13 protein-coding genes and 3 pseudogenes are annotated in these 15,139 nt (G+C 49.7%); 5 read left to right on the top strand and 11 right to left on the bottom strand.

The features are described 5' to 3' along the window. Positions 1 to 167: 167 nt before the first annotated feature. The 8 genes from QWV57_RS07355 to QWV57_RS07320 all read right to left on the bottom strand — a co-directional run bounded on the left by QWV57_RS07355 (position 168) and on the right by QWV57_RS07320 (position 7,582). Positions 168 to 794, bottom strand: a complete 627-nt coding sequence (locus QWV57_RS07355) for a histidine phosphatase family protein (RefSeq protein ID WP_301101632.1) — start codon at positions 792 to 794, stop codon at positions 168 to 170. Between the two features lie 176 nt (positions 795 to 970). Further along, positions 971 to 1,426, bottom strand: coding sequence for a GNAT family N-acetyltransferase (locus QWV57_RS07350; RefSeq protein ID WP_301101630.1), 456 nt, complete (start codon positions 1,424 to 1,426; stop codon positions 971 to 973). A gap of 54 nt (positions 1,427 to 1,480) precedes the next feature. Continuing rightward, a complete protein-coding gene (locus QWV57_RS07345) occupies positions 1,481 to 1,780 on the bottom strand; it encodes a DUF5634 family protein (RefSeq protein WP_033016592.1) in 300 nt (99 codons plus the stop codon). A 77-nt stretch (positions 1,781 to 1,857) separates the two neighbouring features. Next, positions 1,858 to 3,837 carry a putative bifunctional diguanylate cyclase/phosphodiesterase gene (locus QWV57_RS07340; protein WP_301101625.1) on the bottom strand — a complete coding sequence of 660 codons (1,980 nt, stop codon included), beginning with the start codon at positions 3,835 to 3,837 and terminating at the stop codon, positions 1,858 to 1,860. Positions 3,838 to 3,969: 132 nt separating this feature from the next. Beyond that, positions 3,970 to 4,707 (bottom strand): IucA/IucC family C-terminal-domain containing protein, encoded by a 738-nt coding sequence (locus QWV57_RS07335; protein WP_060788297.1) that lies wholly within the window; start codon positions 4,705 to 4,707, stop codon positions 3,970 to 3,972. Then, the gene (locus QWV57_RS07330; RefSeq protein ID WP_081132501.1) at positions 4,707 to 5,519 is read right to left on the bottom strand and encodes an ABC transporter ATP-binding protein; all 813 of its coding nucleotides are present in this window, start codon (positions 5,517 to 5,519) and stop codon (positions 4,707 to 4,709) included. The genes QWV57_RS07335 and QWV57_RS07330 overlap by 1 nt, the downstream gene beginning before the upstream one ends. 12 nt (positions 5,520 to 5,531) lie before the next feature. Continuing rightward, positions 5,532 to 6,584, bottom strand: a complete 1,053-nt coding sequence (locus QWV57_RS07325) for a FecCD family ABC transporter permease (protein WP_020756817.1) — start codon at positions 6,582 to 6,584, stop codon at positions 5,532 to 5,534. Continuing rightward, positions 6,581 to 7,582: a FecCD family ABC transporter permease gene (locus QWV57_RS07320; RefSeq protein WP_060788299.1), complete on the bottom strand. Its 1,002-nt coding sequence runs from the start codon at positions 7,580 to 7,582 to the stop codon at positions 6,581 to 6,583. Before QWV57_RS07320 ends, QWV57_RS07325 begins: the two co-directional genes overlap by 4 nt. Before the next feature lie 199 nt (positions 7,583 to 7,781). On the opposite strand from QWV57_RS07320, the gene QWV57_RS07315 reads away from it, so the two are divergent. Beyond that, complete coding sequence (locus QWV57_RS07315) at positions 7,782 to 8,756, top strand: ABC transporter substrate-binding protein (protein WP_013523560.1); 975 nt, start codon at positions 7,782 to 7,784, stop codon at positions 8,754 to 8,756. A 428-nt stretch (positions 8,757 to 9,184) separates the two neighbouring features. Beyond that, positions 9,185 to 10,124: pseudogene (locus tag QWV57_RS07310) on the top strand (IS110 family RNA-guided transposase); the annotation flags it as partial. 241 nt (positions 10,125 to 10,365) lie between these two features. On the opposite strand, the gene QWV57_RS07305 reads toward QWV57_RS07310, so the two are convergent. The 3 genes and pseudogenes from QWV57_RS07305 to QWV57_RS17945 all read right to left on the bottom strand — a co-directional run. Next, complete coding sequence (locus QWV57_RS07305) at positions 10,366 to 10,869, bottom strand: DUF4411 family protein (RefSeq protein WP_020756559.1); 504 nt, start codon at positions 10,867 to 10,869, stop codon at positions 10,366 to 10,368. Then, the gene (locus QWV57_RS07300; RefSeq protein WP_081212921.1) at positions 10,866 to 12,020 is read right to left on the bottom strand and encodes an ImmA/IrrE family metallo-endopeptidase; all 1,155 of its coding nucleotides are present in this window, start codon (positions 12,018 to 12,020) and stop codon (positions 10,866 to 10,868) included. Before QWV57_RS07300 ends, QWV57_RS07305 begins: the two co-directional genes overlap by 4 nt. A 138-nt stretch (positions 12,021 to 12,158) precedes the next feature. Beyond that, positions 12,159 to 13,032 (bottom strand): annotated as a pseudogene (locus QWV57_RS17945) (restriction endonuclease); the annotation flags it as partial. A 122-nt stretch (positions 13,033 to 13,154) separates the two neighbouring features. Between QWV57_RS17945 and QWV57_RS07285 the strand changes: the two are divergent. The 3 genes and pseudogenes from QWV57_RS07285 to QWV57_RS07275 all read left to right on the top strand — a co-directional run. Beyond that, positions 13,155 to 13,502, top strand: a pseudogene (locus QWV57_RS07285) (IS982 family transposase); the annotation flags it as partial. 78 nt (positions 13,503 to 13,580) lie between these two features. Further along, positions 13,581 to 14,625 (top strand): IS630-like element ISBs2 family transposase gene (locus tag QWV57_RS07280; protein ID WP_301101616.1). Its coding sequence is split into 2 segments (ribosomal slippage): positions 13,581 to 14,084 and positions 14,086 to 14,625, totalling 1,044 coding nucleotides; the frame shifts between segments, so codons are not numbered across the junction. 310 nt (positions 14,626 to 14,935) lie between these two features. Beyond that, a complete protein-coding gene (locus QWV57_RS07275) occupies positions 14,936 to 15,136 on the top strand; it encodes a helix-turn-helix transcriptional regulator (RefSeq protein WP_020753652.1) in 201 nt (66 codons plus the stop codon). Positions 15,137 to 15,139: the final 3 nt, after the last annotated feature.

The following is a 15,139-nucleotide window of genomic DNA, read 5'->3' as shown; positions in this document are numbered from 1 at the left end:
ACCAAACGTTGTACTGGAAGGCGCCCACTCATGTCTTTCATCCATTTCTTGAATCATGAATGAGGTTGCATGATGGCGCAAGAAACCGATCCGATTGGCCAAGCGCATATTATGGCGATGAACCGAAGAAACAGCGCCGCCTCCAATTCTCCATCCTTCTTCCCTATCTATACTTCCTTGACTTCTTCTAGATGGGAAACATCGCCTTCCACAACCAGGCGAAACACGTCCGCATTCACCTCCACAATCGTCACGCTCGTGCCGTACATATACGGCGGCGCCCAAAGTTGCTCAAGCGGCGCGCCTTTGAAGGCTGTGACAAGCGTTTTCAGCACGACGCCGTGAGTGACGATTAACACCGTTTCTCCCTCGTGCCGCTCGATGATGCGCCGCACCGCTTCAAGCGCCCGCTGCTGCACGTCGCAAAACCGCTCGCCTCGCCTTGGAGCGTACAGATGGGGCGCGTTCCAAAAATGATCGAACCCAGTCGGATCCATTTGCCGAATCTCGTCATGCGTCTTGCCTTCCCAATCGCCAAGACGAATCTCGCGCAGCCGCTCGTCTTGATAGATCGGAATGAGCCGCCCGCCGCGGACGAGCTCGGCCGTTTCCAGCGCCCGGCCGCTTGTGCTTGTGTAAATCGCGGCCAATTCCACCGCTTCAAGCCGCTTTCCAAGCCGCATGGCGTCTTGCCGCCCTTTTTCCGTGAGCGGCGAGTCTTGCCAGCCTTGCATCCGCTTTTCGACGTTCCACTTCGTTTCCCCATGTCTGGTCAAATACAAGGTTGTCCCCATGTGTTCCTTTGCTTCTCCTCTCTATTCATCTATCAATCATTCAACCGCCCGCTCAGGCAAACGAAACGCAACAGATCCGCTTTTCATCTCTGCTTGAGCGCCTTTCGGCAGCACTGCCATTGGATCTGTATGGCCAAGATCGGCATTATGCACAACTGAAAACTCACACCCGCTTGTCATCCGCTTCGTTTCACGAGTTTCAGTAACTCGATTTTTTCTGGTGTTTCGATGCGCTCGATGGCGCGAAACCCATGGCGTTCGTAAAAGCAAATGGCCGGCGCGTTGCCGCTTCCGGTCGTCACGACGATCTCGCTGATCGACGGTTCTTGCTTGATGACAAAGTCGAGCAACGTGCTGGCGATCCCTTGGCGGAAAAAATCCGGGTCGACCATCAGCCGGCAAAGGTGAAGCGTCGGGCCGCTTCGCTCATAGGCGATCGCCCCAACGAGCCATTCGCCTTGAAAATAGCCAAAAAAGCGCTCGCTGCATCGTTGCAGAGAAGCGATCGCATCGTGAAGCGGCGGAAGCGCTGTGCTGCCGATGAGTTGCGCCTCGATCGCATACGCGCGCCGCTGCAGGCGCAGCACCATAGCGGCCATTTTTTCATCTGCTATGCGGAGTTCCGCAATCATGCTCCTCTCCCCTTCCGTCAGCCAAAAAAGCGGCCGAGCTGGGCCGCCTGCTTGTTAATGGATGATTTCTTTCATCGCCTCTTGCAGCGAATGAAAGCCTTTTTTCTCCCGACCGTCTTTTCGAACGGTCCATTCCTGCTTCTCAAGCGCCAGTTCACCGCGTTCGTTTTTGACAAACGGCATGTGAATGGTGATCATCTCGTCGTCTTTGTTGATCGTATAACCGATATAATAGCGATTGCCTTCACCATGCTCTTCAAAAATGCCGACTTGGTCGAGGCCATACGCTTCCATCATCGGCTCAAGCGTGTCGATAAACTCGTCGATCACGACGCTTCTTGGCACAAATTCCATCTTCTTTTCCTCCTCTTTGCCCATGCTCAATGTTAGTGTGCGGCAAAACGAGGAAAAGAATGAACGGAAATGATCGGCTACGCCGGCGGTTCGCCGCAAGCGTTGCGGTTGTGTTCTTCTAGCCATTGTTGCAGCTTTTCCGCTTCAAGCGAACGGCTGAAATAAAATCCTTGCGCGTAGTCGCAATCCATTTGCGACAGAAGCGCCACTTGCGACTCCGTCTCGACTCCCTCCGCCAACACTTCAATATCCAAACTTTTGGCTAAATGAATGATCGTATCGACAATCGTGGCATCTTTCGAATTTTCCGCAATGCCTTGAATAAAACTGCGATCAATTTTCAACAGCGACACCGGCAAATTGCGGATATACGCGAGCGAAGAGAAACCGGTGCCAAAGTCATCGATCGCCGCCTGTACACCAAGTCGCTGCAGTTCGGTTAAAATGTGTCTTCCTGTCTCAATGTTTTCCATCAGCCCGCTTTCTGTCACCTCTAAAATGAGCCGATCAGGCGCTAGCCCCGTCTCGCGCAAAATGCGCTTCACATGCTCGACAAGTTCGGGGCGGTTGAGCAAAAACGGCGATAAATTGACCGCTAACTTCAGTCCGGGAAATTTTCTTTCCCATTCTTTCACTTGGCGGCACGCCCGTTCCAACACCCATAGCGTAATTTCAAAAATAAAGCCGCTCTCTTCAGCCAGCGGGATGAAATCAAGCGGCGGAATGTCGCCAAGCGCCGGGTGGCGCCAGCGCAACAGCGCCTCAACGCCCATTGCCCGGCCTTTGGCAAGCCTCACTTTCGGCTGATAGCATAAATAAAACTGCCCGCGCATAATAGCAAACGGCAAATCTTGCTCAATCACCGCCTGCCGATGCTCGGTCGGGCGGTAAAAGGCATAGCCGTTCCGCCCCCGCTCTTTCACTTCGTACAGCGCTTGATCAGCGTATTTCATCACTTGCTCGATCCGATCGCTGTCTTTCGGGAAAAAAGCGATGCCGATCGATAAGGTCGATTGGATGAGCTGTTTTTCGTAATAAAACGGCTCGTGAAACGAACTGACAAGCCGCTCCGCCAAGGCGGTCATCTCCGTTTTCGTGATGTTCGGCAACAAGAGAACAAACTCATCACCGCCGATGCGGGCAAAAAAGTCGCCGGGACGCAACGCCCGCTCGACGCGCTTGACCGCCTCGCGCAAAAAGTAATCGCCGGCTTGATGGGAAAAATGATCGTTGATCCATTTGAATTTGTCAAAATCCAAATAACAAAGAGCAAACGGCGTCTGACTCGCGATCAGCTTATGAATATGCCGCTCGAAATAGCTGCGGTTGGCGATGCCCGTGAGCGAATCGAAGTAAGCAAGCTGACGGAGCTTTTCTTCGTACCGCTTCCGCTCGCTGATGTTTTTCACGGTCACAATGACGCAATCGAGCGTCCCCGCTTCATCGATGATCGCCTTCCCTTGCGCCTCCATCCAAACCCATTCGCCTTTCTCGCCTTGCTTGCGAAATTCGGCGGATTGCGTCTCGTATGTATCGTACAGCTCAGCCAATTTTTGTGCCACGACCGGGGCGTCATCAGGGTGGACAAACGTCAGCACCTCTTCGTATGACACTGGAAGACGCTTGTTTGTTTTTCGCTTCCATGACGGCGGAATGTATGACAATTCACGATTAGGAGAAAAAATCAACACGTAATCGTTCGAATGCTCAACAATCAGCTGCAGACGCCGTTCCGCTTCGGCAAGCCGCGCTTGCAGGCCGCGCTCCTCCGCTTGGCGGCGAAGAACGCATAGGACAGCGGCCGTCTGTCCGTTTTCACCGATGATCGGCGACACGCCCGCAACCAATAAGCCGTCAAGCAACTCCCAGCGAAAGGCAGCCGGGCGCTGTTTCACCCGTTCAACCAACGCCCGTCCTTCGACGGACAGCGTCCTCTGTTCTTCTTCACTCAGCGCCAAGCCGGCAAAAGCCGGATTGTTGTAAATGATCACGCCTTGCAAATTCAAGATGACCACTGCTTCTGTGAAGTGATGAAAAAAGGCCGTATATTTGTCCATGCAAGCTACCTCGCCGTTTCACCAAAATAAGCGATGTCCACACTTCCATTTTCACGAAAATCACGACAAAAATCAACAAATTTCGCAAACATTTTGTCAAAAATATGGAACTGCCCGCCGGCGGCCTTCCGGTCACCCGGTTTGCCGTTGGCGGGCGCGAATGGGACACGTTTGACAGCACGTTCCCCCATTTGTTTTCACGTACAGGCAGCACGTCGTCCGCTGCATGCCGCTCGCGCCTTTCCAAAAGCGACGGAGCGGATTGTCTTTTTGGCCAAACAGGCGGCCGTCTGCGTCATAAACAAGGAAATAAAAATCATCGCGCAGCCGGTCGGCGACCGGGGCAAGCGACTCATCCTCAAGCCAACGTTCATATACCCAATACACGTAAATCGCGACATTTTCCCATAAGACGAGCGGCGATACGCGCGTCAGACGCCGCAACCGAGCGATGAGCGGAGCGAACAAGCCGGCGAACACGTCGCGAACGGCTTGCTCGCGCCAGCGGCTGCGCTCAATGCCGCACATCTCCGCTTCCGGCGACGCAAGGCGAAAGCGCGGCATCCACATTTCCCCTTCGCCGTCCGTATCAAGCCAAATTCGCTCAGGATCGAGCACAAGCCGCTTGTTCCACACCGACATGGCGTATAAGGCCATCGGCGCCAAAAAGCTTAGGCGCTTGACGAGCATCGAAGCGGCAACCGCGTCGTTTGCCGCCCCCATCTCGGCGTGGACGTGCGCCACATACTTCGCGAGCTGCCCGTCATCATTCAGCAGCCAGGCCAACAACATCGATGACGAGACATCAGCAGCTTCGCTCGAAAAACGGTACGTTTCCAACGCTTTCACTTCTTCTTCACTTAACCTCATCACGATACGCCTTCTTTCTGTAGGATGCGCCGCCCTTTGCCGTACGGAATGCAAAGCGGAGTGCCAAAGAGCGGATCATACGTGATTTGGCAATCCATTTGGAACACATCTTTCACGAGCTGGCGGGAAATGACATCCTCCGGCTTCCCTTCGGCGTACACCGTTTTGTTGCGAATGGCGACGAGATGATGCGCATAGCGGCACGCCAAATTTAAATCGTGAAGCACCATGACGATCGTCCGCCGTTCTTTTTCATTCAGCTCAAACAATAAATCTAAAATGTCAATTTGATGCGCGAGATCCAAATACGTCGTCGGCTCGTCAAGCAAGATGATGTCTGTTTCTTGCGCCAGCGTCATGGCAATCCATGCGCGTTGGCGCTGGCCACCGGACAGCGAATCAACCGGCCGCTCGGCAAGCTCTTTCAGCCCTGTGGCCGCCAAGGCGCGCGCAACGGCGCGCTCATCTTCGTCACTCCATTGCTTGAACCACGTTTGATACGGGTAGCGCCCTTGCTTCACAAGTTGCAAAACGGTCAGTCCTTCCGGAGCGACAGGTGACTGCGGCAAAATGGCGAGCCGGCGGGCGATTTCTTTTGTCGGCTGTTTGGCGATTTCTTTTCCATCCAGCAGCACAGCGCCGCTTGTTGGTTTTAGCAGCCGGGCCAAGGCGCGCAGCAACGTCGACTTGCCGCAGCCGTTCGCGCCGATGAACACCGTGATTTTTCCTTTCGGAATCGTCAAGTCTAAACGGTCAATCACGATCGCCTCGCCATAGGATAGCGTCAACTCTTTCGCCTGCAACCCATGCATGCGCATCCCTCCTTATAATTTCCGACTTCGGTACAATAAATAAATGAAATACGGTGCTCCAATCGCCGCGGTAAACACTCCGGCCGGAATTTCCGTCGGCGCCAAAAGCAGCCGCCCAGCCAAATCCGCCCCCATGACGAACACACCGCCTAACAGCGCAGCGGTCGGAAGAAGCGCGCCAAACGCCGAACCGACAAGGCGGCGCGCCATATGCGGCGCCATCAGCCCGACAAAGCCGATGCCGCCGGCGAAAGCGACCGCGCCGCCGGTGAGCGCGGTGCTAAGCAAAACAAGTCCTAGCCGTTGCCGTTCGACCGCCCCGCCAAGCCCAATCGCCAGCTCATCGCCCAGCTCCTGCACATTGACATGCCGCGCGGCCAACATCGCCACAAGGAGCAGTCCGATGACCCATGGCGCCATGAGCGAAACGTGTTGCCAAGAAGCACCATACACACTGCCCGTAATCCACACGTTTGCCTGGCTCGCCCGATAGATGGGTCCTGTGATCATCAACAGTGTCGTCAACGCCTGCATGAGCGCAGAAACGCCGATGCCGACAAGCACGAGCCGAAGCGGGGCGAGGCCGTTTTTCCACGCCAGCATATATACGAGCCAAGCAGCGGCCGTAGCGCCGAGAAAGGCGGCAAGCGGCAGCCAGTGGATGCTGACGGTGAGAGAGTTGTTTTCATCGCTAAACAGCGCCAAAAAGCCAACAACCGCGGCCACCGCTCCGCCGGTGATGCCGAGCACATCCGGTGAAGCGAGCGGATTGCGCACCATTCCTTGCAAAACCGCGCCGGCGACAGCCAGCGCCATCCCCGCCATCCAGGCAACCAATACGCGCGGCAGGCGGAACGTCACAATCACCGTCTGATGAATTTCCTCTCCGTATCCGAACAGCGCGGCAGCGGCCTCAAGCGGGGACATGCGCATTTCGCCGCTGCCAATGCTGATAACGAAAAGGAAGACGGCCGCTGCTATGAGCGCGGCGAGCACCGCAACAGCTTTTTTGTCATAGAAAAACGAGATGTGTTTTCCCATTCGGACCGTGATGTATTTTTTCATTTTGCGGCGATCCCCCTGCGGGCAATGTAGATGAAAAATGGAACGCCGAGCAAGGCGGTGACGATGCCGACCGGCACTTCGCGCGGCATCAGAACGTAGCGCGCCCCAATATCGGCCATAAGAAGCAAAATCCCGCCGAGCAAGGCGCAATACGGGAGCAGCCAGCGGTGGTCGACGCCGGCCAACGCCCGCGCCATATGCGGCACCATGATACCGATAAAGCCGATCGGACCGGCGACGGCGACCGATCCGCCAGCCAGCAGCACGACTAACAGAACGGCGGCAGCCTTGATCAAATTCGTTCGCTGTCCGAGTCCTTTCGCTACATCGTCTCCCATCATTAAGATGTTGACATGGCGCGCCAGCAGCATGGCCCCAGCCCAGGCGGCCGCCAAATACGGAAAAACGGCCGTCAACAACTCGAGCTTCCGGCCAGCGACCGACCCGGCCAGCCAAAAGAGCACTTCTTCAAGCGCTTTTTCATTCATCGCCAGCATTCCTTGCGTCAGCGAGGCAAATAAAGCCGCGACCGCCGTGCCGGCAAGCGTCATCTTCAGCGGTGTCAGCCCGTCTTTCCCTGCGGCGCTGATCACAAACACGATCGCCGCCGCGGCCGCCGCCCCAATAAACGCGATCCATGACAACATTTGCAATGAAGAAATGGAAAAAAAGGTGACCATCACAACAATGAAAAAACCGGCCCCGGCGTTAATGCCGAAAATGCCTGGCGAAGCGAGCGGGTTTCGCGTCAGCGCTTGCATGAGCGCCCCAGCCATCGCTAGGCTTGCGCCAACGACTGCCGCAATCAACGCTCGCGGCAGCCGAACCGTCGCCACGACTAAATGGGCGTTCGATCCGTTATTGTCGATAAGAGCCGCCATCGCCTGCCGCCAACTCGTGTCGGTATATCCACAAACGATGCTCATCCACATGGCGGCAAGCAGCACAATCAGCAAACCGATGAGGCCAACCATTTTTTGACGGTTTGTCGACAGCATCTCTGAGATCTCCCTTGCTTCATTCTCTATATCTCTATCGTCAAGTCTATTTGATAATGACTCTCATCGTCAATGTTTTTTCGCATTTTCTTATGATTTTTTTATCATTTTTTCATTTATAGTTGACAATGATTCTCAATTTTATTTATTATATCAACGTAAATGAAATTCATTATCAAATTCAAAGGGGGATTAGCTAATGAAATCAAGGCATCTCACCCTTCTTTCCGCCTTCATCCTTTCCCTCCTGCTTCTTGCCGGCTGCGGCGGAAAGCAGGAAGAAAAAACAGCCAAACCAGCGGAAAACAATGGGGCGAAAGCGGAAGTGAGCTACACGGTCGAACACGCCATGGGCACGGCCGAAATCAAAGGAACGCCAAAACGAGTCGTCATTTTAACGAACGAAGGAACGGAAGCGCTGCTCGCGCTAGGCGTGAAACCAGTCGGCGCCGTCAAATCGTGGACGGGCGATCCGTGGTACGACCATATTAAAGATAAAATGGAAGGCGTCAAAGAGCTCGGTTTGGAGTCAGAGCCGAACGTGGAAGCGATCGCCGCCTTGAAACCAGATTTGATTATCGGCAACAAACTGCGCCATGAAAAAATTTATGAACAGTTGAACCAAATCGCCCCGACCGTGTTCTCAGAAACGCTGCGCGGCAACTGGAAAGACAACTTTATGCTGTATGCGAAAGCTGTGAACCAAGAGGAAAAAGGGAAACAAATCATTGCTGAATATGACAAACGCATTGAAGACTTAAAAGCAAAACTCGGCGACAAGCTGAAGATGAAAGTATCGATCGTCCGCTTTATGGCCGGCGACGTGCGCATTTACCATAAAGACTCGTTCTCCGGCGTCATTTTGGATCAACTTGGCTTCGCCCGCCCGGAATCGCAAAACGTAAACGACTTTGCGGAAACCGGCGTGACGAAAGAACGCATTCCAGCAATGGATGGCGACATCCTGTTCTACTTTACATATGAGACAGGGGACGGCAAAGCGAGCGAACTTGAAAAAGAATGGATCAACGACCCGCTCTTTCAAAACTTAAACGTCGCGAAACAAGGCAAGGTGTACAAAGTGAGCGACACGATTTGGAACACGGCTGGCGGTGTGCTCGCGGCTCATTTGATGTTGGATGATATTGAGAAATATTTCTTGCAAAAACAGTGAAGCTTTCAGCAAGGGCTGTATGGAGGGGTGCGTATCCGCCTTCCGCACAGCCATCTTTTTCCATGTACCATGCACTCATTACTCCTCTGCCCGGCAAAGACATAAAGTTGGGAGTTTACTATGACGGAATGATCACAATTTGCCTTAAGACGGAAAAGATCCATGAGCAACGTTTTGCCCTCCACCCGGGCATGAAAATCCCCTTTTTCTTCCCATAATGAAGAGTAGGCGCAAACAGCTCAATAGGACGTTATACTTAATGGTGGCTTGGACCCTGTACAGAAAAGCGTTCGAATCCACTGGGTGCACCACCCATTGTCCGCCCTTTCCCGATGCGGAGGAAAGGTAACGACGAACGGAAAACTGCCGCATGTCTCCCGTGGATTCGCTGTTTGCGCACTCGATCATCGAAAAGGAGGATTTTCATCATGGATGTCATCTATCCTCGCTGCGCAGGATTGGATGTTCATGCCGAAACCATCGTCGCCTGCGCACTATGGGAAGAAGATGGACACATTCAAAAGGACATTCAAACCTTCTCCACGTTCTCGAAGGGACTTGGCGACCTGCTGGAGTGGCTCGAAGAACATGGCGTCACCCGTGTCGCCATGGAATCCACCGGCGTGTATTGGAAACCGGTCTTCGCCTTCCTCGAGGGCTATGTCGACTTGACACTGGCCAATCCGCAACGGATCAAAAATGTCCCGGGAAGAAAAATCGATGTCTCTGACGCCGAGTGGATCGCTAAGCTGCTCCGCCATGAACTCGTTGAAAAAAGTTTCGTCCCCCCAGCGGATATTCGCGAATTGCGGGATTTTTACCCGCCTCCGCAAAAAGTGGGTCGGACAGCTGACTTCGGAGAAAAACCGGATTCAAAAAGTGCTCGAGTCTTCCAATGTCAAAATCGGCTCGGTCCTCTCCGATCTCTTCGGCGTTTCTGGAAAAGACATCCTTGCCCGGCTGCTTGAGAAGGGATACGTGGACAAGGACGAGTTGGATCAATGCCTGCGCGGAAGGCTCAAAAAGAAAAAGCAAGCGGTGTACGATTCGCTGCTCGGCACCTTGACCGAACACGAGCTCCGTCTCCTTCGCCTCTTGTGGAAACACGTTGAGGAATTGGAGCAGTTCATCGAAGAAGTCGACCAGCACATCGACCGCCTGCTCGAGCCGTATCGCGAGGAAGTCGAATTGCTGATGACCATGCCCGGAGTGAAAAAACAAACCGCCGCCGTCATCATAGCCGAGATGGGAACCGACATGAGCGTCTTTGAAACGCCGGAACGGGCGGCCTCATGGACCGGATTGTCCCCCGGCAACCATGAAAGCGCCGGAAAGCGAAAGAGCACGCGCACGACAAAATGTTGCCCTGCGCCAACGCGTCATGGCTGTTCGCTTGGTCATGGAAGGATATCTTGGAAAAGACGTCGCTGCCATGCTCCATCTATGTCGCCAAGGTGTGTTTATTTTGTAATTTGAAAAAGGATTCTAAAATAATGTGCTAATTTACACCAATCACTCATATTCTTTTACCCAATTCTTCTTTCAATTCAATAGGCCGTTCACCGCAAATGTTAAAAGACTAGTACTCCAGAGAATGACAGACATAGGCTCAAAACTTTATACTTAACCGGCGCAACATGTCAAATGTATCGACATAGGGCACATTGAATGCATGGCAAACATTAGGAATAAAAATTCTGCTTTTAGAATTAGGATGAAATTGTTCATGTGTTACTACAATAAAATTGTATGTCTTTGCAAACGCTATTAACCAACTATCTGCTGCACTAGCAAACTCTCTTTTTGCCGCCTCAAAATATTGCTCCTGCTGAACAGCCCAAGTAATAATTTCCTGATATGTTCTAAGAACTTCAATTTTATCGGTTGACTCGAACCATCGGGCAAAATAATGGTTGGCCCACTCACTTAATTCATCATTTTTATGAAAGCTATTAATTTCCTGTTTAACACGGTCAATGCTTATGATGTTGCCGTTTTCGGCATGTTGAAGCAGGGCATCCCAAAAGGAAGGAGCGATATCAAAAGAATAATACCTTTTATAGGCTTCAATAAAAATGCTCGTATCCATTACAAATTTATGGCTAGAACTCATATATATCTCCCCGTATCGACATATTCGGCAAACTTAGCAAAAGTGTCACCAGAAAGCCCCGTCAATTGATAGGCTTCACGATAAAGGATCGTTCCTTCCTTTGCCGCGCTTATGACTGCTTCCGCAAAATGACGGCCGATACGCATCGTTTGAGTTGCGTAAAAATTGCCTCCGCTTGTTTTCGTTTGTTCCGTTTGTTGTCGAAGCCGTTTCATATAATCTTCATAAAATAAAAAAAACTCCTCTTTTGTCACAAGGTTTAAGTCTAGAGCTCTACGTGCCGCCACAATTTCACTAACCTTAAAATAGCGAGCCGCCTGTTCAAAACGATCTTCCGATTGACCAACCTGTTTCCATATAATAATTAACTCATCTTCAGGAACAAGAAACTCAGCGGCTACTTTGTTGCATGCGTTTTCAATTTCAGCATCAGCAGGCTGAAGATTTTTCAAATCGAATGCGGCACTCTCCCCGTACCAAATATGAGCAAGTTCGTGGGCCAATGTAAACATTTGCGCGGCTTTTCCGTCTCTTCCATTTATGAATATTAAAGGGGCATAGTCATCAATAAGGACAAAACCACGAAATTCCGCAACATCCAGTTTTCGATGTGTATTATTGCCAACTACTCCATTAATGACTACAATAATGCCGATATCTTCAGTTTTTCTAATAAGATTGCGTAAAGCTTCCTGCCAAGTTGATTGTTTTGATGCCCATCCATCTTCCAAATTTAACGTCCTTCGCATATCTTGTGCAACGAGTTTTGGATCCATTAACAAGTTCGCACGCCCCACATAATTTAAAGGCGGATTGCCTAGCTGAATTAAATAATCTCGCATCCACTGTTGCCGTCTTTCCATCGTTTGAACCGTTTCCAAAAGATTTGGACTCGGGCGAACAGCTCCTTCATCTCTCACCGTGCGATAATGAGGAATTCTCAACTTCTCCTCTGGTGGATTAGGGAGAAAAAAATAACCAAGAGGTACAGCTGTCATTTTTGCAAGCTTTTCTAACTGCTTAAGCGTCGGCTGGCTCTCTTGATTGATCCATTTATCAATATTAGGAAACTGATCCTTCAGCCGATCAAAATTATCCATGCGTTTGATCACCCATTGTAGGACATTGGGTTTAACCTCAACCTTAACCATTGTATTGCCCCTCCTCTTTGACTATAGTATGCCACAAATGCTGGAAAGAAAAAAGAGAGGAGAGAGCATTCAATAAAAAAAGCTGGCCTCAAAAGGTCATTGTACCACCTTTTGGGACAGCCTCCTGTAAATGTATCACTAACGGCTAACCGCCCGCAGCATAAACGCCTCCACATCATTCTCCGGACCGACAAATTCAATATCCGTGCCGATTGCTTCAAAGTGCTTGCGGGCAAACTCGATTTTTGCCGATTCGCCCGGACGCAAATCTCCTTCCCATTCCTGTCCTTTCGTTTCTAGGACGAAGTACAGCTTTTCTTCTCCGTCTTTCTCAATGACAAGTGCCCAGTCAGGGTTGTAGGAGCCAATTGGCGTGTCAATTTTAAACCAGCTTGGCATCTTCACATATACTTTTATTTTTCATCGTTTTCAAAGCGTTTGACAAAACGCTCTTCCACATCCGAATCATAGACGACATGGTCAAACGGCGATTTTTCGCTCGGAATCGCATTGTCGTTTAAATAGGCAAGCAATTCCTCGTTTTGGAACAATTCGACGGCATAATACGCATCGTTGCCGATTTTATAATATTTCCCCCCGTCTTTTAACAGCTGCTTCATTTCACGCTGGATGATCTTTGTCACTTCTTCGATAAATTTTTGCGGATTGTTTTTGAAATCCTCAAGCCGCTTGCAGCGGGTTAAGATGCGGACAATCGTCTTCCGCGTTAAATTCGTGCGGTTTTGTAGTTCGGTAATGACGTCTGGAAGTGTATGGTGCAAGCTGACGTAATCTTCGACACTTTCGCTTACCGTTGCGCCTGCACCCCTGTCACGCGGTCAATTTCCACTTTTCCCTTGCGGCTTAAAATGCGAATTTTCTCAATGCGCGGCATCGTTTGAATGCTTTCGACGCACTTTTGAATCAATTGTTCGCTATCAAAATCGACGGAATAGACCGTTTTATATTTGATTTTGTCCCATAACTGTCTGAATTCTTCCTGATTGAATACCCGACATATTTAACCCGTGGTGCTAGATAAAACTCAGACAAGCATAAAAATAGCCCTTGCTGGCGGATCTCCAGTAGAATGAAAGTGCGACCCATCATTCGAAAGGAGAGATCCCCCACCCCATGCAAGAGCACTTTCATTTTACTACAGAAGATCAAGCCAAACTGCAAAAGCAATATTCCGCCATTTTCTGTTTTGTTTCTGCCCAACTGTCGTTGATTCAAATGTATCTTCATCGCCGCAACCGTCACTTGGTCAAGCAAGAAGACGAAGTGGTCATGGCGGTTCACCTTTTGGGGAAGCTGCTGGGCTTTTCTTCCGAACGAGCCTGGCATCGCTTTGTCACGGGAAATTTGTTCACAAACGGCTCGTTTCTTGAACGCTCCCGATACAACCGCCGCTGCCGAGCGCTTGGCTTCGCGGTCAAATGGATTCGTCATGAACTGGCGAAACGTGGTCAACATCATGCTATATAAATTGAAATAAAGGTTTTCTCCCGTTCCACGGCGAATAAATACAAAGAGAAAATAGGGGAACGGAGAGAAAATATGATGCCAAATCACAAAGACGAGATCGAAAAGTTGTCCACTGCCATGAAAGAAGCAAAAAGTAAACGAGCATATGAACGCTACCAAGCGATTTATCTTCATTTGCAGGGATATACCAAAGGAGAAATCGCAACGATTATTGGTCGATCCAAGAAAACTATTTATAACTATATTCATGCCTACGCCCAGCGCGGTCTTGATGGACTGGAGATGAAATACTCACCTGGCGCCCCACGTCGATTGACCCCTGAGCAGGAAAAAGAGCTGGCTTTGATCATTGAACATCAGCTCCCTGTAGATGTGGGATTCGAAGCAAAATATAATTGGACGCTTGCGATAATCGCTGAACTCATTCAACAAAAGTGGGGGCCAACATACACGCTTCGCGGAACAAGTGACATTCTGCATCGGTTAGGGCTAAGCTATACGAAACCGACCTATACACTAGCCAATGCCGATGAAGAGAAACAAAAAGAATTCGTCGAAATCACCTTCCCTGAAGTAAAAAAAACTGGTAGATGGGAACATCGCCCATGTCCTCTTTCAAGATGAGTCGATGATTCGTGATTACCAAGCGATTCAAAAAACATGGTTTGTCAAAGGAAAACAACGAATCATTCCGACGTTTGGAAAACATCAAGGGCTGAAGCTGATTGGCACGTTGAACTACGAAACAGGGGAAGTGTTTTGCATCGAAGAAGAACGCTATGACGCGGAAACATTTCTTCGATTTCTTCAACTTGTGTTAGAACGCTATCCCACAGGCAAAATAGTGATGATTTTAGATAACGCTCGAATTCACCATGCCAAACCCATTCAGCCATTTTTAAAAGAACACGAAGATCGGTTAGAGCTCGTCTTTTTGCCACCATACAGTCCGCAATTGAACTTGATTGAAGGGCTATGGAAATGGCTGAAATCAGACGTGATTTACAACGTGTTCTATTCGAGTGTGCAAGAAATTAGAAAGAATGTCCAAGCCTTTATTCAGCGAATCAACCAGAAACCAGAACAAACGATCGATCGTTTGTGTGTTCAGTTGTAAATCTTTAATTCAACTTATATAGGTTGTGTAAAGAATTATTGAACGAATGGAGAGATCACTTATTAACTAACGGATTCCCTTTTAAAGTGCAAAATTAAAAATAACTTTTGAAATCACATTAAAAAAGCAGGGTAATTGTCATATCAAATTACCCTGCTTTTTTCTACCTATCATTTCCTCTTTGGTAAATCAAAAATATAAATAATGTAAAATTTTTTATCCAAAATGTAATATATATATTGAATTATGTAATATATATTGTATAAAATGTAATATATAATAAATTACATTCAGAGGGGGTTTTGAAATTGTGAAAAACAATCTTAAAGTTGCTCGTATCCAAGTAAATCTGACCCAACAACAACTGGCAGAAAAGGTTGGTGTAACTCGCCAAACTATCAGTTTAATCGAAAAAGGAAAATACAATCCTACTTTAAAATTGTGCCTCGAAATTTGTTATGCGGTTAATAAAACGTTAGATGAAATTTTTTGGGTAGAAAAGGGAGAGTGATTA

This window comes from Geobacillus zalihae, from assembly GCF_030414215.1.
GTDB classification, from domain to species: Bacteria; Bacillota; Bacilli; order Bacillales; family Anoxybacillaceae; genus Geobacillus; species Geobacillus zalihae.
Note: the sequence above shows the minus strand (reverse complement) of the source record. Positions and strands in the feature narration are given on the sequence as shown.